Origin of the sequence: Bordetella saccharivorans, from assembly GCF_045862855.1 — a bacterium.
Lineage (GTDB): Bacteria > Pseudomonadota > Gammaproteobacteria > Burkholderiales > Burkholderiaceae_B > Bordetella_A > Bordetella_A petrii_F.
Map to the genome: position 1 here is coordinate 4,644,327 of NZ_BAAFZO010000001.1, position 17,072 is coordinate 4,661,398.

The window sequence follows — 17,072 nt, forward strand, 5'->3', positions numbered from 1 at the left end:
TACCACTGTGCGGGCCCGACGGGCGCCGCCGCCGGGCCGATCAGCCGCCCGGCGCCCCCTGGACGTTGACGTACAAGGCGTAGACCGAATGCGACGAGGCCATGAACAAGCGGTTGCGCGAGGCCCCGCCAAAGCACAGGTTGGCGCAGCGCTCCGGCAGGTGAATGTGGCCGAGCGGCTTGCCGCCCGGCGAAATGACCCGCACCCCGTCCTTGCCCTCGCCCATGCCCCAGCCGCACCACAGATTGCCGTCCGCGTCGCAGCGCATGCCGTCGATGGTGCCGCCCTGCGCGTCCAGGAACACGCGCCCATTGGCGGGACGGCCGTCGCCGCCCAGGTCATAGACGTGAATCAGGCGGTTCGGCGTGGCGCGCCCCTCGACCACGTATAGCAGCTTGCCGTCGGGGGAAAAGCACAGCCCGTTGGTGCCTTTCAGGCCGGTGATCATGGCCTCGCCCCGGCCCGTGGCCGCGTCGATACGGTAGACCGTGTGCGGCAGCTCGGCGACGGCCTTGCGGCCCTCATAATTGCCGCCGATGCCGAACGGCGGATCCGAGAACCAGATCGACCCATCCGCATGGCAGATGACATCGTTGGGGGAGTTCAGCGGCTTGCCTTCGTAGCTGTCCATCAGCACTGTGATCGAACCGTCGTATTCGGTGCGCGTCACGCGGCGTGTCAGGTGCTCGCAGGTCACCAGCCGACCCTGCCGGTCGCGCGTATTGCCATTGGCATAATTCGAGGGCTTGCGGAACTCGCTGACGGCGCCGGTTTCCTCTTCCCACTTCATGATGCGGTTGTTCGGGATGTCGCTCCACAGCAGGAAGCGGCCGTCGCCGAACCATACCGGCCCCTCGGCCCAACGCATGCCGGTGGCGATGCGCTCGACGCTGGCGTTGAAGAGCCGGTAGGCATCGAAAGCCGGATCGAGCGTCTCGATGGCCGGATCGGGATACGCGGCGGCAGGCTGCCAGGCTTGCGCCCAGCCCGGCAGGGCGGCGGCCGCGGCCGCGGCGGCGCCCGCCAGCAGGCGGCGGCGCGCCGGATCCGCCGGCGCGCCGGCCGGCAACGACTGCAGATCTACCTCAGGCATGGATGTCTCCTTGTTATTGTCAGAGCGCGCGGGGGCCGGCGGCAATCCCGGCCGGCGCCATGGTTCAGGCGGCGACGGCCTCCCGGTCCCATTCCAGCAGCGCGCGCGCCACCGGCGCCACGCGCTCGCGCTCCGCGGCGGACAAGCCCGTGAGCAGCGGCAGCATCGGTCCCATGTCGGCCACGCCGGCCAGCGTCACGGCATCGTGCAGCACGCGGATCGGGCTGATTTCGTCGCGGCAGTCCTCCAGCCCCAGGTAGCGCGCCCGCACTTGCTCGGCCTCGTCGAAGCGGCCTTCGTGCAACAGGCGCAGCAGGCGCATGGAGCCGCGCGGCGCCACGCACACCGAGCCCGAAGTGAAGCTCTTGAGCCCGAACTGGCGAAAGTGCGTGATGGCCGGACGCTCGCCGATGCCGCTGACCAGCCAGCGCGAATCCACCGCGGCGAGCAGGGCCGACAAGTACGGATCGTCGGCCGGGTCATCCCGCACCACGGCGTATTTCAGGGCCACGATGCGGCCCTCCTCGACCAGGCTGGCGACTGTCCGGGGCGCCAGGTAGCCGGCCGATTTGAGATACACCACCACGGGTTTGCCCAGCGCGTCGCTGAAACGGCGGATGCCGTCGGCCAGCCCCGCATCCGTGTACGGGAACGACATGGGCAGCAGCATGGCGGTCGGAAAGGCGCGCGAGCGCAGGATGGCCGCCTGGTCGATCAGCTTGCCGTAGTCCGGGCCGGCCGATGGCAGCACCCAGGTGTCGTCGCCGGCGGCCTCGGCCAGGAAATCGACCAGGCGCGCGTATTCACTGACCGCCACGTTGTAGAAATTGGCATTGCCGCCGTACATGACATTGCGCACGCCGCCCTGCTCCAGATGGCGCAGCAACGCCTTGTTGGCCGCCGTGTCCAGCGACAGGTCGGGCTTGCGCGCCAAGGGCGGCACGGCGATGACGGAACGCTGCAAGTCGGCGGCAGTGACCGGGGTGGTTTTCATGCGGGACTCCTGGAAAGCCTGGGTTATCGGGTGAAAGCTTGAAAAAAGTATACTTGGTTGACAAGTAAAAGCTCAATACCTATATTTGTTTTACAAGAAGGATCGCCCATTGCAAAGATGCGCGGCAACGCGCACAGAGGAGGCACGACATGCTTGTCAATTTTTCTGCCCGCCGCCTGCTGGCCGGGCTGGGTCTCGCCGCCACGCTGCTGGGCGGCGCGGCGGCGGCCGCCGACGCCTATCCCGGCCGCCAGGTCACCATCCTGGTGCCGTTCCCGGCGGGCGGCACTACCGACATCGCCGCGCGCGTGGTGGCCGCCGAGCTGGGCAAGCAATGGAAGCAGCCGGTCGTCGTGGAAAACCGCGCCGGCGCCGGCGGCAACGTCGGCACCGCCGAGGCCGCCCGCGCCAAGCCCGACGGCTACACCTTGTTGATGGGCACCGTCAGCACGCACGCCATCAACCAGTCGGTCTATGCACAGTTGCCCTACGACCCGGTGCGCGACTTCACCCCCGTGACCCTGGTGATTCCCGTGCCGAACATCCTGGAGCTCAATCCCGCCTTCGCGGACCGGCACCAGATCCGTTCGGTGGCGGACCTGGTCGCCTACCTGAAGGCCAACCCCGGCAAGGTCAACATGGCGTCCACGGGCAACGGCACGTCCACCCATTTGTCGGGCGAACTGTTCCAGGCCATGACCGGCACCAAGATGACGCACGTGCCCTACAAGGGCAGCAGCCCGGCCCTGACGGACGTCATGAGCGGTTCGGCCGACCTGATTTTCGACAACCTGCCGTCTTCCATGGGGTTCCTCAAGGCCGGCAAGCTGCGGCCGCTGGCGGTCACCACCACGGAGCGGTCGCCCGCGCTGCCGGACGTGCCGACCATGGCCGAGGCCGGCGTGGCGGGCTACGACGCATCGAGCTGGTTCGGGCTGCTGGCGCCGGCCGGCACGCCGCCGGCCATCGTCGAACAAGTGCAGCGCGACGTGGCCGCCATCCTCAAGCAGCCGGCAGTGCGCGAACGCTTCGCCGCGCTGGGCGCCGTGCCTTCGGGCAATACACCGGCGCAGTTCAAGCAGCTCATGGCCGACGAGACCGCCAAGTGGGCCAAGGTGGTCGAACAATCCGGGGCCCGGGTCGACTGACCGGGCGCCCCGCCGGGTTTCCCAAGCCGCCGGAGCGCGTGGCCGGCGGCCTTTCCAACAACACGCGCACCAGGAGACATCGTGAATAAACTGATCTGCGCCATCGCCGCCGCCAGCCTTGCCGTGCTGGGCGGCACCGCCGCCCACGCGGCGTCCTATCCGGACAAGCCCGTCACGATCATCGTGCCCTTCGTGCCCGGCGGCTCGTCGGACATCACCGCCCGCTCGGTCATGCCGGGCCTGCAGAAAATCCTCGGGCAGAGCTTCGTGGCCGAGAACAAGCCCGGCGCCAACAGCGCCATCGGCGCCCAGGCGCTGGCACGCGCCCCGGCCGACGGCTATACCATGATGGTCGGCTCGATCGGAACCTTCGCCATCAACGAAGCCTTGTACAAAGAGCTGGCCTACAACCCCAGCAAGGATTTCCAGTACCTGACCCAGGCCGTGCGCAACCCCAACATCCTGGTGGCGCCGCCCTCGTTCCCGCCCAACACCGTGGCGGAACTGGTCGAGTACGCCAAGAAGCATCCCGGCGAAGTGACCTACGCCTCGTCCGGCACGGGTTCTTCGGATCACCTGTCGGCCATCCTGTTCCGCCAGCGCACCGGCACCACCGGCGTGGACGTGCCCTACCGCGGCGGCGCGGCCGCCATCGCGGATCTGCTGGGCGCCCAGGTGAACGTCTCGTTCCAGAACCTCGGCGCGGTGCAGAAACATGTGCTGGCCGGCAAGCTCAAGGCCCTGGCCATCACCGGCGACGCGCGCGTGCCCGAACTGCCCGACGTCCCCACGCTCGGCGAAGCCGGCATCAAGGACATGGTGGTGTACTCATGGCAGGGGTTCGCCGTGCCCAAGGGCACGCCGGCCCCGGTGGTCAAGACGCTCTCGGACGCGTTGCGCACCACCTTGCGCGAGCCCGACGTGACCAAGACCCTGCAGGGCCTGGGCTTCGAAGTCGTGGCCAGCTCCCCGGAAGAATTCGCCGCGTTCCAGCAGGCCGAGGTCAAGCGCTGGAAGGAGGTGATCACCAAAGGCGGCATCCAGTTGCAATAGCCTGGCGCGGGGCCGGCGCGGCCACGCTGCCGCCGCGCCCCCGAATCAAGTAGCATTTGCATTTTCCCACCTCCACTCCGCAACGACATGACCACCAAGCACCGCATTCTCCAGGTCGGCTCCCTGTCCGGCTCTCCTTCGGCCAACCAGCGCCTGGCCGAAGGCTACGACGTTCTCGAACTCTGGAAACATGCCGACCGCAAGGCGGCGCTGGCCGAACATGGCCAGGGCATCACGGCCATGGTCACCTCGGCGTCGATCGGCGCCGACGCCGAGCTCATCGCCGCCCTGCCCGACCTCAAGGCCATTTGCAGCTGGGGCGTGGGCTACGAAACCATCGACGTACAGGCCGCCCGCCAGCGCGGCGTGCTGGTCAGCAACACGCCCGACGTGCTGACGGACTGCGTGGCCGACCTGGCCTGGGGCCTGATGATCGCCGGCGCGCGCCGCATGAGCCTGGGCGACCGCTACGTGCGGGCCGGCCGCTGGGGCCAGGTGCATGGCAGCATCCCGCTCGGCATCCGCGTCAGCGGCAAGAAGCTCGGCATCGTCGGCCTGGGCCGCATCGGCCAGGCCATCGCGCGGCGCGGCGACGGCTTCGACATGCAGGTGCGGTACCACAACCGCCGCGAACGCGGCGACGTGCCGTACGGCTACGAAGCCTCGCTGGTGGAACTGGCCCGCTGGGCCGATTTCCTGGTGGTGGCCACGGTGGGCGGCGCCGGCACGCGGCACCTCGTCAACAGCGCGGTCATCGAAGCCCTGGGCCCCAAGGGCGTGATCGTCAATATCGCGCGCGGCCCGGTCATCGACGAACAGGCCCTGGTGGCCGCCCTCGAAAGCGGCAAGCTGGGCTGCGCCGCGCTCGATGTGTTCGAATACGAACCCAATGTGCCGGACGCGCTCAAGGCCAGCGACAATACCGTGCTGCTGCCGCACATCGGCAGCGCCACCTACGAGACCCGCCTGGCCATGGAAGACCTCATGCTGGAGAACCTGCAGGCCTATTTCCAGACCGGCAAGCTGGTGACCCCGGTCGAGTGACGGGCACGCGGCCGCTCGGCGGCCACCGCACAGCAAAAAGCCGCGAATCCCTCGCGGCTTTTTGCTGTGCGGCCCGTCAGATTTCGCGCTCTTCGGTCTTGAGCTTGTTGTCGTGGGCGAAATCCACCACGAACTTGTAGGCCAGCGGTTCCAGGTCGCGCAGGCGCTGGTCGACCACGATGCCGCGCACGCCGTCGATCATGACCGGCAGCACATAGGGCGAATAGGTGAGATGGCTGCCGGAGGATCCCGGGGGACGGAACTGGGCCATCACACCGGCCAGCCGCTCGGCCCAGTCGCTGGGACGGAACCGGGCGCCGCTTTCGGTGACGCCGTGGATAACGAATTGTTTGACGCGATTTGGCATGAATTTTTCACTGCGGGCGGCGCGCGCGGAGCCTGGATCGGCCGCGCACCAAAGATGCGACCCGCGCCGCGAATTGTATATGATTGGTCTTTTGGCTTCGCCCCTTCCATCATGACACCTCCCACGCCCCAGAACGGCCCCTTGCGGCACTTCCTGCAGTTCAAGGACTTTTCCTCCGCCGAGATCGCCTATGTGCTCGAGCGCGCCCGCCTGATCAAGGACAAGTTCAAGCGCTACGAGCCGCATATGCCGCTGCACGACCGTACCCTGGCCATGGTGTTCGAGAAGGCCAGCACCCGCACCCGGGTGTCGTTCGAGGCCGGCATGTACCAGATGGGCGGCTCGGTCATCAACCTGACCTCCAACGATTCGCAGCTGGGCCGCTCCGAGCCCATCGAAGACACCGCGCGCGTCATTTCCCGCATGGTCGACATCGTCATGATCCGCACGTTCGAGCAGACCCGCATCGAACGCTTCGCCGCCCATTCGCGCGTGCCGGTCATCAACGGCCTGACCAACGAATTCCACCCATGCCAGATCCTGGCCGACCTGTTCACCTACATCGAGCACCGCGGCCCGGTCGCCGGCAAGACGGTGGCCTGGATCGGCGATGCCAACAACATGTCGTACACCTGGCTGCAGGCCGCCGAAATGCTGGGCTTCACGCTGCACGTTTCCACGCCGCCCGGGTACGAGCTCGATGCGACGCGCGTGGGCCAGCCGCCCGCCGGCGTGCTGCGCCAGTTCGCCGACCCCATCGAGGCCTGCCGCGGCGCCCACCTGGTCACCACCGACGTCTGGACCAGCATGGGCTATGAAGCCGAGAACGACGCGCGCCGGGCCGCTTTCGCCGACTGGTGCGTGGACGCCGAAATGATGGCCGCGGCCGACCCGCAGGCCGTCTTCATGCACTGCCTGCCGGCCCACCGCGGCGAGGAAGTCACCGGCGAAGTCATCGACGGCCCGCAGAGCGTGGTCTGGGACGAGGCCGAAAACCGCCTGCACGTGCAGAAGGCCCTGATGGAATTCCTGCTGCTCGGCCAGATCGACTGAGCTTCCGGCGGCGCCTGGCGCCCACACACCTCCCGGTAAAGGTGTCTGACACCCCAGGGGTATCAGACACCTGCCGGACGATCTCGAACACCCCGCCCCGGGCCTTCCGTCCCCCGCCCGCAAAAGCGGTAAAATGCCGGGTCGAACCGCATCGGGCGCGGCACGCTGCCGCCCTGCCCCCGTCAGTCCGTAGGCGCTTTAGATCACACAATGACCACTATTCTCCCCAACCTTCCTGTCGGCCAGAAGGTCGGCATCGCTTTCTCCGGCGGCCTGGACACCAGCGCGGCGCTGCTCTGGATGCGCAACAAGGGCGCCATTCCGTACGCCTATACCGCCAACCTGGGCCAGCCGGATGAGTCCGACTACGATGCCATCCCGCGCCGCGCCATGGAATACGGCGCCGAGAATGCCCGCCTGATCGACTGCCGCGCGCAACTGGTGGCCGAAGGCATCGCCGCGCTGCAGGCCGGCGCGTTCCATATTTCCACCGCGGGCATCACGTACTTCAACACCACGCCCATCGGCCGGGCCGTCACCGGCACCATGCTGGTGGCCGCCATGAAGGAAGACGGCGTCAACATCTGGGGCGACGGCAGCACCTACAAGGGCAACGACATCGAGCGCTTCTACCGCTACGGCCTGCTCACCAACCCCGACCTGAAGATCTACAAGCCCTGGCTCGACCAGCTGTTCATCGACGAACTGGGTGGCCGCGCGGAAATGTCCGAATACATGCGGCAGGCCGGCTTCGACTACAAGATGTCGGCCGAGAAAGCCTATTCGACCGACTCCAACATGCTCGGCGCCACCCACGAAGCCAAGGATCTCGAACACCTGGACTCCGGCATCAAGATCGTCAAGCCGATCATGGGCGTGGCCTTCTGGCGCGACGATGTCGCGGTCAAGGCCGAGGAAGTCACCGTGCGCTTCGAGGAAGGCCAGCCGGTGGCCCTGAACGGCGTCGAATACAGCGACCCGGTCGAGCTGATGCTCGAGGCCAACCGCATCGGCGGCCGCCACGGCCTGGGCATGAGCGACCAGATCGAGAACCGCATCATCGAAGCCAAGAGCCGCGGCATCTACGAAGCCCCGGGGCTGGCGCTGCTGTTCATCGCCTACGAACGGCTGGTCACCGGCATCCACAACGAAGACACCATCGAGCAGTACCGCGAGAACGGCCGCAAGCTGGGCCGCCTGCTGTACCAGGGCCGCTGGTTCGACCCGCAGGCCATCATGCTGCGCGAGACCGCCCAGCGCTGGGTGGCGCGCGCCATCACCGGCGAAGTCACGGTCGAGCTGCGGCGCGGCAACGACTACTCCATCCTGAACACGGTCTCGAACAATCTCACGTACAAGCCCGAGCGCCTGACCATGGAAAAAGGCGAGTCCACCTTCTCGCCCGCCGACCGCATCGGCCAGCTCACCATGCGCAACCTGGACATCACCGATACGCGGGACAAGCTGTTCACCTACGTGCAGACCGGCTTGCTGGCGCCCTCCGCCGGGGCCGCGCTGCCGCAGCTGAAGGACGCCAAGAAGTAAACGCGCTGCCTGGCCGCGCTGTTGCAAAGGGCCCGCCGTTGATCGGCGGGCCCTTTTCGCTGATGCCGCAGGCAGGCCCGGCCGGCCCTGCCGCATCGGCTTTTTCGGTCAGATCTCGACCTGCATTCCCATCTCGACCACGCGATTGGGCGGGATCTTGAAGAATTTGGTGCTGCGCGTGGCGTTGCGCGCCATGAACGAGAACATCGCGCGCCGCCAGCCCAGCATGGCGGGCTTGCGGCCCGCCACCACGGTCTGCCGCGACAGGTAATACGAGGTCCGCATGGGCTCGAGGTCGATCTCCGGATACGCCTCGGCCACCTGGCGCAGCACTTCGGGCACATCGGGATCTTCCTTGAAGCCATAGTGCACCACCACCTGCCAGCACGACGGGCTGACCCGCTGCAGCTCGAAGCGCTCTTCCGGCGCGGCATAAGGCACATCCGCCACCCGTATCGTCAGGAACAGGACGTGCTCGTGCAACACCTTGTTGTGCTTCAGGTTGTGCAACAACGCCGCGGGCACCACGCCCGGACTCATGGTCATGAAGATCGCCGTGCCGGGCACCCGCGCCGGCGGGAACTCCTCGAGCTGGGCCATGAATTCCTTGAGCGGCTGGCGGTCGCGCTGCTGCAGTTCGGCCAGTAGGTAGCGGCCGCGCCGCCAGGTCATCATCAGCGTGAATACCACTATCCCCACCAGCAAGGGCAGCCAGCCGCCTTCGTGGATCTTGAAAATGTTGGCGCCGAACAGCAGGATGTCGACCACCAGCAGCAGGCCCAGCACGGCCAGCCACAGCGCCCGCTTGCCGCCCGAGGCGCCGCGCGGCAATACCGAAAAAGCCAGGATCGTGGTCGTCAGCATGGTGCCGGTGACGGCGAACCCGTAGGCAGCCGCCAGGTTTTCGGAATCCTGGAACAGGGCGACCAGGATCAGGACGGCGACCAGCAGCAGCGCATTGACCTGAGGCAGGTAGATCTGGCCTTTCTCGATCGCGGAGGTATGCAGGATCTGCATGCGCGGCCAGAAGCCCAGTTGCACCGCCTGGCGCGTCACCGAATACGCGCCGGAAATTACCGCCTGCGACGCCACCACCGTGGCGATGGTGGCCAGCACCACCAGCGGCACCAGGCCCCATTCGGGCGCCATCAGGAAGAACGGGTTGCGAATGGCCTGCGGCTCGCGCAGCAGCAGCGCGCCCTGGCCGAAGTAGCACAGCACCAGCGCCGGCAGCACCATCGCGAACCAGGCACGCCGGATGGCCGGCCGGCCAAAGTGCCCCATGTCGGCATACAAGGCCTCGGCGCCCGTCAGGGCCAGCACCACCGCGCCCAGCAGCAGGAAGCTGCCGAGCGGGAAGTCGACCACGAAACGCACCGCCCACACCGGATTGAGCGCAGCCAGCACCTCGGGCGCTTGCCAGATCTGCCAGCCGCCCAGCACCGCGAGCGTGGCGAACCACAGGGCCATCACCGGCCCGAACAGCTTGCCCATGGCGCCGGTACCATGCGACTGGATGGCGAACAGACAGACCAGCACCGCCAGCGAAATGGGCACGACCCAGGGGTCGAGCGTGTGCGAGACAATGCCGATGCCCTCGATGGCCGACAGCACCGAGATGGCCGGCGTGATCATGCTGTCGCCGTAGAACAGCGAGGCGCCGAATATGCCCAGCACCACCAGCAGCCAGCGCGACCGCCCCTGCCGGCCGCGCACCGCCAGTTCCAGCAGCGCCAGGGTGCCGCCTTCGCCGCGGTTGTCGGCGCGCAGCACCAGCGTCACGTACTTGAACGACACCACCAGCATCAGCAGCCAGAACAGGATCGACAGCACGCCCAGGATATGGTCCGGCTCGAGGTCGGCAAAGCCGACCAGGCAGGCGCGCAGCGTATACAGCGGGCTGGTGCCGATATCGCCGTAGACGACGCCCAGCGCGCCCATGATCAGGGCGGCTTTCGAAGACGGGTTGTGGCCATGCGGCGCCGCGGCGCCCGGGAGTGTCGGTGTCATGATGCGCGGTCGTGGCGGGTCAGTTGCGCCCCTTTGCGGGGGCCGGGAAAGACGACGGACAAGCGGGTGCCGGGGTATTCGGGCCGGCTGGTGAGTTTCCACCAGGCGCCATGGGCGTGGGCAATTTCGCGCACGATCGCCAGGCCGAGCCCCGACCCTCCGGCCGTGCTGCCCGGCGAACGGTAGAAGGCCTCGAACACGCGTTCATGCTCGTCGCGCGGAATGCCGGGCCCGTCGTCCTCGACAGTCAGGGACGGCGGGTTGACGCCCACCGTCAGGGTGATGCGCCCGCCCCCCTTGCCGTAGCGCACCGCGTTGTCGATCAGGTTGCCGAGCAACTCGTCGAGCAGCAGCGGATCGCCGTCGATCCAGACCGGATGGTCAGGCGCGGCCAGGTCGATCTCGAACTGCGCGGCGCGCGCGTGGGGTATCCATTCGGCGCCGCTGGCGCGCACCCATTCGCACAGGTCGATGCGCACGAAGCTGTCCTGCGGCCGGGCGTTGGGATCGGAGCGCGCCAGCACCAGCAGCTGCTGCCCCAGCCGGATCATGCGGTCGCTGACTGCCTTGATGCGCTCGGCGCGGGCCCGCACGTCGTCCGGCAACGGCCGTGCCAGCATCAATTCCGATTCCATGCGCAGGCCGCTCAGCGGCGTGCGCAACTGGTGCGCGGCATGGCCGATAAAGCGCCGCTGCGCCGCCAGCGAGGCATCCAGCCGCAGCAGCAAGTCGTTGGTGTGGGTGACCAGCGGTTCGATCTCGACCGGCACGCCCGCCACTTCAAGCGGCTGCATGTCATCAATGGAGCGCTGGCGGATCTCGTCGGAGAGGTGGTTCACCGACCGCAGGCCCGAGCGCACGCCCTGCACGATGACACCGGCGAACACCGCCACCAGGATGGCCTGGCCGACCACCATCAGCCAGAAGAAATCCTCGAGCATCCAGCCCGCCATATCGAGCTTGTGGCTGATGACCCAGGTGGCGAGCAAGTCCAGCGCCACCAGCAGCAGGATCGGCGGCAGCAGCCGCAGCACCAGGTAGCGCGCCAGCGAGCCGCGCGGCAGGCTCCAGCGCGCGGCCGATGGCGTGGCGGAATCGCGGGAAGAAGTGTCCGGCATGGAAGGAGGCGCCGGCCGGGCGGGAGGGTGCGCAGGCCGGCGCGAGGCGTTCACGCCGGGTCTGCGTCCAGCATGTAGCCGAATCCGCGCACCGTCTGGATGCTGGCGCCCGTGCCTTCCAGGCGCTTGCGCAGCCGATAGACGTAGACCTCGACGGCGTTCTCGCTGAAATCGGCGTCCCAGGCGGACAGGGAATTGACGATCTGGCGCTTGGTGACCACGCGGCCGGCACGGGCCATGAGCATTTCCAGCACCGAGAGCTCGCGCACCGAGAGCGACAGGCGCTGGCCATTGGCGCGCACTTCGCGGCCGACCGTGTCGAAAGTGAGCGTGCCGGCCTCGATCAGGGGCTGCGCCTGCCCGGCGCGCCGGCGCCCGAAGGCGCGCACGCGGGCGGCCAGCTCCGGCAGGTCGAAAGGTTTGGTGACGTAATCGTCGGCGCCGGCATCCAGCCCGGCCACGCGGTCGTCCAGGCCATCCCGGGCGGTGACGATCAGCACCGGCACCTGGTTGCCGTCGTGGCGCAATTCGCGCAGCACATCGAGCCCGCTGCGGCCCGGCAGGTTGAGGTCGAGCAGCAGGAGGTCGTAGGTTTGCCCCGCCAGGGCGCCCAGGACCTTGTCACCGTCGGTGAGCCAGTCGACCGCGTAGCCTTGGTCGGCCAGGAACTCCTGGAGGGCGTGCCCCAGGGTCGTGTCGTCTTCGATTACAAGAACTCGCATGCGGCGATTCTAGCGCGAAGACGGCCCGGACGGGTAACGGCGCCCGCGCTCAGGGTGCCGGCGCGGACGCGGCGCCCGCGGCGGCCAGCGGATTGCCCGCCGCGGCGCCCGGCGCCCCGGCCTGCGGCGCGGGGGTCGTGATGAAGCCGATGCGCGCCAGTCCGGCCCGACGCGCCGCCGCCATCACCTTGGCCAGCGTCTCGTAGCGGGTGTTCATGTCGGCGCGGATGCGGATCTCGGGCTGCGGCTTGCCCTGCGCCAGCGCCAGGAAGCGGTTGGGCAGGTCTTCCAGGGCGACCGGCTGTTCGTCCAGGAACAGCGTGCCGGCCGGGTCGATGGCCAAATCCACGCTCTTGGGCTCTTCCTGGATCTGCTCGGCGCTGACCTGCGGCATGTTGATGCGGATCGAGTGCGCCATCAGCGGCGCCGTGATGATGAAGATCACCAGCAGCACCAGCATGACGTCGATCAGCGGCACCATGTTGATTTCCGACACGGTGTGGCTGCCCGAACCCTTGCTGTCGAAGCTGCCGAAAGCCATTATTGGACTCCCCGGCCGGCCGCGGGCTGGCCCTGGCGGCGCAGCGCGCGCACCTTGCCGTCGGACAACACCACCTGCTGGCCCGTGCTCAGGAACGCGAACAGGTCATGCGCGAACGCGTCCAGGCGCGACAGGAACACCCGGTTGCTGCGCACGAAGGTGTTGTAGGCCAGCACGGCCGGGATGGCGACCGCCAGCCCCAGGCCGGTCATGATGAGGGCCTCGCCCACCGGGCCGGCGATGCGGTTGATGGTCACGCCGTCGGCCAGGCCGATGCCGACCAGCGCGTGGTACACCCCCCACACCGTGCCGAACAGGCCCACGAACGGCGCCGTCGAACCCACCGACGCGAGCACCGTCAGGCCGTTCTCGAGCTTGGCGGTCTCCTCGTCGATCACCTTGCGCATGGTGCGCGTCACGAATTCGCCATTGGCGCCGCTTTCCTCGAGCTTGGTGGCGCCGAACTTGGCATGATGCGCCTGCGCGTGCATGGCATGGCTGGTCAGGTGGGAGAACGGATCGCGCGCTCCGTGCGTGACGATTTCATTCTCGACCTGCTCCAGCGAGCTGGAATTCCAGAACTTGTTGAGGAAGTCGGCCGATCGGCGCCGCATGCGCAGGTTGCTGACCACCTTCACCAGGATCAGGTACCAGGTCACCAGCGACATGATGATCAGGATCGCGAACAGTGCCTTGCCCACGAAGTCGCTCTGCGCCACGAAGTGCAGGAAGCCCATGTCGGCCGGGACGGGCAGCGGCGGCGGCAGCGCCGCGGCGGCCTGCTGGGCCGCATCGGCCGCCTGCGACAGCGCCGGGGCGGCCTGGTTCACGGCTTCGGCGGCCTGCTGCGCGGCCGGCGCGACACCGGCGGCCGCGGGCGCGGCGGAGGCGGCCGGGGCCGCGGCGGCGCCCTGCCCGGCGGGCGCGGTGGCCGCCTGCGCCACCAGGATGGCGTTATGCATAGCGTTGGACATCTCAGTTCCTCATCACGAAATCGAACGGTAATTTGGCTTTGGCCGGATACGCCACGCCATTGCGGGTCAGGGGCTTGAAGCGCGCCTTGCGCGCGGCGGTCAGGGCGGATTCATCGAGCCGCGAATAGCCCGACGACTGGGCGACCGAGGCCCGCTCGACCAGCCCCTGCGTATTGATTTCCACCAGCACCACGACGCGGCCTTCCTCGCGCAGGCGCTTGGAGACCATGGGATACACCGGCAGCGGCCGCCGCCCCAGGTACTCGACGCTGGACACCATGATGGGCTCGTCCGGCGGCGGCCCCTGGCGGGGCGCGGCGTTCTGCTGGGCGCCTTCGGGCGCGCCGGTGGGCGGCGTCTCGGGCTTGGGCTTGGGCGGCTCGACCGGCTTCTCGACCTTGGGCTTGGGTTTTGGCTTGGGTTTCGGCTTGGGCTTGGGCTTCGGCTTGGGCGCGGGCTCCGGCGCCTTCTCGACCACCGGCTCCGGTTCGGGCTCGGGTTCGACCACGGGCTCGGGTTCGGGCTCGATCACCGGTTCGGGTTCAGGTTCAGGTTCAGGCTCCGGCTCGGGCGGCGGCTCGGGTTGTGGCGGCTCTTCGGCTTTGGCGACCTGCGGCAACGGCGCCTCGATTACGCTGACCATCACCGCTTCGGGTTCGAGCAGCTTCGGCGGGCTTTCTTCGGGCATCCAGTAGATTGCCGCCACCACCGCCATGTGCGCTGCCAGCACCGTGAGGCCGGCGCCAGCGCGTAAAGCCAGGGAAGACTGCGAAGAAGCGGACCAACCGTGATGGGAACGAGGCATGAATCAGCCGAAAAGCATCAATGTCGGCCGGCCGCGCAACCGGCACCACGCCGGGAAACGCCGGGGCCGGCAAATTCCAAGTCCGACATATTATATTAAATGCGAATGATTCGCACATACTTTCTAATCGGGCCTGAAAGCCAATCAATCCCGCGCCTTGCCCGCCTGCGCCGCGCGGTCGATGTGGCCGAGGTCGCGTTGCGGATCGAGGCGGTCGCGCACGCGTTGCTTGAGCGCCTTGGCGTCGGGGAACCCGCCGTCGACGGCGCGGTCCCAGATCAGGGTGTCGTCGTAATGGATCCGGAACACGCCTCCCGTGCCCGGCGCCAATGCCACCGCGCCGAGGTCGGTGCCGAAAGTGGATAGCAGTTCTTGCGCCATCCAGGCGGCCCGCAGCAACCACTGGCATTGGGTGCAATAGGTAATGGTGATACGGGGAAGGTTCGATGCATTCATGAAACGCTCCGGGCATGGCCAGCGGGCGCCGCTTGCCGGCGCCCCAGGCGCCAGTATGCGGGCATGCCGGCGTGGCGGACAACCGCCCCGCTGCCGCGCCGCAGCAATCGATGCGGATTCGCAATACAATGCGAGGCAAGCGCCCCGTTCCCCGGGCGCGCCCTGCCTGCCCTTGCCCACGGCAGGCGGTCCCGGCCGCGGGCCCCGCCCGTCCAGCCCCTGCGCCACCGGTCGGCCCGCGCCGCCCCCTGGTCCCCGATATGTCTGGTAGTTCCGCCAATTCCTTCCTGCGCAATCTGTGCAGCCTGCGCTGGCTGGCCATCGCCGGCCAGGCCGCGACCGTGCTGGTCGCCAGCGAACTGCTGGACCTGGAGCTGCCGCTCGTGCCGCTCTGGAGCGGCGTCGCCGTGCTGGTGGCGTTCAACCTCTATGCCAGCGTGCGCGTGCGCCGCAGCCGCCGCGAAATCGGGCCCGGCACCGCGTTCGCGCACCTGCTGGTCGACATCGCGGTACTGGCCTGGATGGTCGGCTGGAGCGGCGGCATCCACAACCCGTTCGGCCTGATGTTCCTGATCCTGATCGCGCTGGCCGCGCTGGCGCTGCCGCGCGGCTGGGCCCTGGCGGCGGCCCTTGCATGCCTGGCGGGCTACGCGGCGGCGTCGGTGCTGGGCCAGCCGCTGCAGGGACACCACGATCCCTACGCGCTGATTCTCTGGGGCATCGCCGTCAGCTTCCTGATCTCGGCCGCGGTGGTGCTGTATTTCTCCACCCGCCTGGCGGCCGACCTGCGCAGCCGCGAGCGCGAGCTGGCCGCGCTGCGCGAGCGGTTCACCCGCAACGAAGGCATCGTCGCGCTGGCCACGCACGCGGCCGCCATGGCGCACGAGCTCAACACCCCGCTGGCCACCATGACGCTGCTGGCCGACGAGATCGCGGTCCAGGCCCGCACCGAAGAACAGCGCGCCGACGCGGACCTGCTGCGCCAGCTCCTGGCCCTGTGCCGCGAACGCATCCGCAACCTGGCCATGCCCACCGAGGTCGACCTGGTGCGCGTGGTGGGCCAGTGGCGCCTGGTGCGCCCCACCGTCGACCTGCACCGCACTGGCGAATTGCCCGCCACGCTGCGGGTCGAGCCCGCCATCGCGCACCTGATCCAGGCGCTCCTGAACAACGCCGCCGACGCCGGCGAGGCGGTCCGGCACTCGCGCGTGGACCTGCACCTGGAATACCGCGACGGCGCGCTGCAGGGCGAGGTGCGCGACCATGGCCGCGGTTTCGATCCCGACCAGTCCCTGCTGCCCGCCACCAGCTTGTTCCATAGCGGCAAGCCGGGCGGGCTGGGCGTGGGGCTGGCCCTGTCGCACGCCACCGTAGAACAATTGGGCGGCGAAATGACCATGACTGCGGCCGACGGAGGAGGCGCCCGCATTCGCTTTTACTTGCCGCTCGGGCCCCAGGCCCGGCGCGGCCCCGGAACACCAGCATGAATCCCACCGACGCCGGCCTCCTCATCGACGACGACGAACTCTACCTGCGCACCCTGCAGCGCAGCCTGGCGCGCCATGGCCTGGAGACGCGCATCGCCACCAGCATCGCCGAAGCCCTGCGCGTCGCCGAGGAAATGCTGCCCGCGTTCGCGCTGGTCGACCTGCGGCTGGGCGAAGACTCGGGCCTGACCCTGATCCGGCCGCTGCGGGCCCTGCGCGCCGACATGCGCATCCTGCTGGTGACGGGGTATGCCAGCGTGGCCACGGCCGTCGAGGCCATCAAGCGCGGCGCCGACGACTACCTGCCCAAGCCGGCCACCGCGCCGATGATCCTGCGCACGCTGGGCCTGGCGAAGGCCGAATCGGTGGCCATCGAATCGACCATGACGCCCCTGCACCGGCTCGAATGGGAACACATCCAGCAGGCGTTGCATGAATGCGGCGGCAACGTGTCGGCCGCGGCGCGCCTGCTCGGCATGCACCGCCGGTCGCTGCAGCGCAAGCTGGCCAAGAAACCCGGCCCCGAACGCGACCCGGTCCTCGAATGAACCACGCCGATGTGCGACACGTTGTCGCACCCGGTCGACGGCTGTCCCGGGGGCCTTGCCCCGGCTGCGCCGGTATCCCCCTCAAGATCCGCCCCTGAACGGGCCTGGTGATGC

17 protein-coding genes are annotated in these 17,072 nt (G+C 68.3%); 7 read left to right on the forward strand and 10 right to left on the reverse strand.

Features of this window, described 5'->3' with window-relative positions:
* Positions 1–40: 40 nt before the first annotated feature.
* Both ACKTT0_RS22225 and ACKTT0_RS22230 read right to left on the reverse strand, forming a co-directional pair.
* On the reverse strand, positions 41–1,093 hold the full coding sequence (locus tag ACKTT0_RS22225; RefSeq protein WP_407851926.1) for an SMP-30/gluconolactonase/LRE family protein: 1,053 nt from the start codon (positions 1,091–1,093) through the stop codon (positions 41–43).
* Between the two features lie 64 nt (positions 1,094–1,157).
* The gene (locus ACKTT0_RS22230) at positions 1,158–2,087 is read right to left on the reverse strand and encodes a dihydrodipicolinate synthase family protein (protein ID WP_407851927.1); all 930 of its coding nucleotides are present in this window, start codon (positions 2,085–2,087) and stop codon (positions 1,158–1,160) included.
* Positions 2,088–2,236: 149 nt separating this feature from the next.
* On the opposite strand from ACKTT0_RS22230, the gene ACKTT0_RS22235 reads away from it, so the two are divergent.
* From ACKTT0_RS22235 to ACKTT0_RS22245, 3 genes are all read left to right on the forward strand, one after another.
* Positions 2,237–3,235, forward strand: a complete 999-nt coding sequence (locus ACKTT0_RS22235; RefSeq protein ID WP_407851928.1) for a tripartite tricarboxylate transporter substrate binding protein — start codon at positions 2,237–2,239, stop codon at positions 3,233–3,235.
* An 81-nt stretch (positions 3,236–3,316) separates the two neighbouring features.
* Entirely contained in the window at positions 3,317–4,288 is a 972-nt protein-coding gene (locus tag ACKTT0_RS22240) for a Bug family tripartite tricarboxylate transporter substrate binding protein (protein WP_407851929.1), read from the forward strand.
* Positions 4,289–4,375: 87 nt separating this feature from the next.
* Positions 4,376–5,332 carry a 2-hydroxyacid dehydrogenase gene (locus ACKTT0_RS22245; RefSeq protein ID WP_407851930.1) on the forward strand — a complete coding sequence of 319 codons (957 nt, stop codon included), beginning with the start codon at positions 4,376–4,378 and terminating at the stop codon, positions 5,330–5,332.
* A gap of 76 nt (positions 5,333–5,408) precedes the next feature.
* On the opposite strand, the gene ACKTT0_RS22250 is transcribed toward ACKTT0_RS22245, so the two are convergent.
* Positions 5,409–5,699: a DUF3579 domain-containing protein gene (locus tag ACKTT0_RS22250; protein ID WP_407851931.1), complete on the reverse strand. Its 291-nt coding sequence runs from the start codon at positions 5,697–5,699 to the stop codon at positions 5,409–5,411.
* Between the two features lie 111 nt (positions 5,700–5,810).
* On the opposite strand from ACKTT0_RS22250, the gene argF reads away from it, so the two are divergent.
* Positions 5,811–6,752 carry an ornithine carbamoyltransferase gene (argF, locus tag ACKTT0_RS22255; RefSeq protein ID WP_407851932.1) on the forward strand — a complete coding sequence of 314 codons (942 nt, stop codon included), beginning with the start codon at positions 5,811–5,813 and terminating at the stop codon, positions 6,750–6,752.
* 210 nt (positions 6,753–6,962) lie between these two features.
* Positions 6,963–8,297, forward strand: a complete 1,335-nt coding sequence (gene argG, locus ACKTT0_RS22260) for an argininosuccinate synthase (protein WP_407851933.1) — start codon at positions 6,963–6,965, stop codon at positions 8,295–8,297.
* A gap of 108 nt (positions 8,298–8,405) precedes the next feature.
* Here the strand turns inward: argG and ACKTT0_RS22265 are convergent, their stop codons facing one another.
* The 7 genes from ACKTT0_RS22265 to ACKTT0_RS22295 form a co-directional block, all read right to left on the reverse strand.
* The gene (locus tag ACKTT0_RS22265; protein ID WP_407851934.1) at positions 8,406–10,307 is read right to left on the reverse strand and encodes a potassium transporter Kup; all 1,902 of its coding nucleotides are present in this window, start codon (positions 10,305–10,307) and stop codon (positions 8,406–8,408) included.
* On the reverse strand, positions 10,304–11,425 hold the full coding sequence (locus ACKTT0_RS22270; protein WP_407851935.1) for a sensor histidine kinase: 1,122 nt from the start codon (positions 11,423–11,425) through the stop codon (positions 10,304–10,306). The genes ACKTT0_RS22265 and ACKTT0_RS22270 overlap by 4 nt, the downstream gene beginning before the upstream one ends.
* Positions 11,426–11,475: 50 nt before the next feature.
* On the reverse strand, positions 11,476–12,147 hold the full coding sequence (locus ACKTT0_RS22275; RefSeq protein WP_028355795.1) for a response regulator transcription factor: 672 nt from the start codon (positions 12,145–12,147) through the stop codon (positions 11,476–11,478).
* Between the two features lie 49 nt (positions 12,148–12,196).
* On the reverse strand, positions 12,197–12,688 hold the full coding sequence (locus ACKTT0_RS22280) for an ExbD/TolR family protein (protein WP_407851936.1): 492 nt from the start codon (positions 12,686–12,688) through the stop codon (positions 12,197–12,199).
* On the reverse strand, positions 12,688–13,662 hold the full coding sequence (locus tag ACKTT0_RS22285) for a MotA/TolQ/ExbB proton channel family protein (RefSeq protein ID WP_407851937.1): 975 nt from the start codon (positions 13,660–13,662) through the stop codon (positions 12,688–12,690). The genes ACKTT0_RS22280 and ACKTT0_RS22285 overlap by 1 nt, the downstream gene beginning before the upstream one ends.
* A gap of 1 nt (position 13,663) precedes the next feature.
* Positions 13,664–14,467, reverse strand: coding sequence for an energy transducer TonB (locus tag ACKTT0_RS22290; protein WP_407851938.1), 804 nt, complete (start codon positions 14,465–14,467; stop codon positions 13,664–13,666).
* 144 nt (positions 14,468–14,611) lie between these two features.
* Positions 14,612–14,923, reverse strand: a complete 312-nt coding sequence (locus tag ACKTT0_RS22295; RefSeq protein ID WP_407851939.1) for an Rdx family protein — start codon at positions 14,921–14,923, stop codon at positions 14,612–14,614.
* A 260-nt stretch (positions 14,924–15,183) separates the two neighbouring features.
* On the opposite strand from ACKTT0_RS22295, the gene ACKTT0_RS22300 reads away from it, so the two are divergent.
* Positions 15,184–16,410: an ATP-binding protein gene (locus ACKTT0_RS22300; RefSeq protein ID WP_407851940.1), complete on the forward strand. Its 1,227-nt coding sequence runs from the start codon at positions 15,184–15,186 to the stop codon at positions 16,408–16,410.
* Positions 16,407–16,958: a response regulator transcription factor gene (locus tag ACKTT0_RS22305; RefSeq protein WP_407851941.1), complete on the forward strand. Its 552-nt coding sequence runs from the start codon at positions 16,407–16,409 to the stop codon at positions 16,956–16,958. The genes ACKTT0_RS22300 and ACKTT0_RS22305 overlap by 4 nt, the downstream gene beginning before the upstream one ends.
* The last annotated feature ends 114 nt before the right edge of the window (positions 16,959–17,072 follow it).

Coding starts and splice junctions, on each gene's coding strand:
- ACKTT0_RS22225 (WP_407851926.1), bottom strand. CDS start 1,093: ATGCCTGAGGTAGATCTGCAGTCGTTGCCGGCCGGCGCGCCGGCGGAT.
- ACKTT0_RS22230 (WP_407851927.1), bottom strand. CDS start 2,087: ATGAAAACCACCCCGGTCACTGCCGCCGACTTGCAGCGTTCCGTCATC.
- ACKTT0_RS22235 (WP_407851928.1), top strand. CDS start 2,237: ATGCTTGTCAATTTTTCTGCCCGCCGCCTGCTGGCCGGGCTGGGTCTC.
- ACKTT0_RS22245 (WP_407851930.1), top strand. CDS start 4,376: ATGACCACCAAGCACCGCATTCTCCAGGTCGGCTCCCTGTCCGGCTCT.
- ACKTT0_RS22250 (WP_407851931.1), bottom strand. CDS start 5,699: ATGCCAAATCGCGTCAAACAATTCGTTATCCACGGCGTCACCGAAAGC.
- argF (WP_407851932.1), top strand. CDS start 5,811: ATGACACCTCCCACGCCCCAGAACGGCCCCTTGCGGCACTTCCTGCAG.
- argG (WP_407851933.1), top strand. CDS start 6,963: ATGACCACTATTCTCCCCAACCTTCCTGTCGGCCAGAAGGTCGGCATC.
- ACKTT0_RS22265 (WP_407851934.1), bottom strand. CDS start 10,307: ATGACACCGACACTCCCGGGCGCCGCGGCGCCGCATGGCCACAACCCG.
- ACKTT0_RS22270 (WP_407851935.1), bottom strand. CDS start 11,425: ATGCCGGACACTTCTTCCCGCGATTCCGCCACGCCATCGGCCGCGCGC.
- ACKTT0_RS22275 (WP_028355795.1), bottom strand. CDS start 12,147: ATGCGAGTTCTTGTAATCGAAGACGACACGACCCTGGGGCACGCCCTC.
- ACKTT0_RS22280 (WP_407851936.1), bottom strand. CDS start 12,688: ATGGCTTTCGGCAGCTTCGACAGCAAGGGTTCGGGCAGCCACACCGTG.
- ACKTT0_RS22285 (WP_407851937.1), bottom strand. CDS start 13,662: ATGTCCAACGCTATGCATAACGCCATCCTGGTGGCGCAGGCGGCCACC.
- ACKTT0_RS22290 (WP_407851938.1), bottom strand. CDS start 14,467: ATGCCTCGTTCCCATCACGGTTGGTCCGCTTCTTCGCAGTCTTCCCTG.
- ACKTT0_RS22295 (WP_407851939.1), bottom strand. CDS start 14,923: ATGAATGCATCGAACCTTCCCCGTATCACCATTACCTATTGCACCCAA.
- ACKTT0_RS22300 (WP_407851940.1), top strand. CDS start 15,184: ATGTCTGGTAGTTCCGCCAATTCCTTCCTGCGCAATCTGTGCAGCCTG.
- ACKTT0_RS22305 (WP_407851941.1), top strand. CDS start 16,407: ATGAATCCCACCGACGCCGGCCTCCTCATCGACGACGACGAACTCTAC.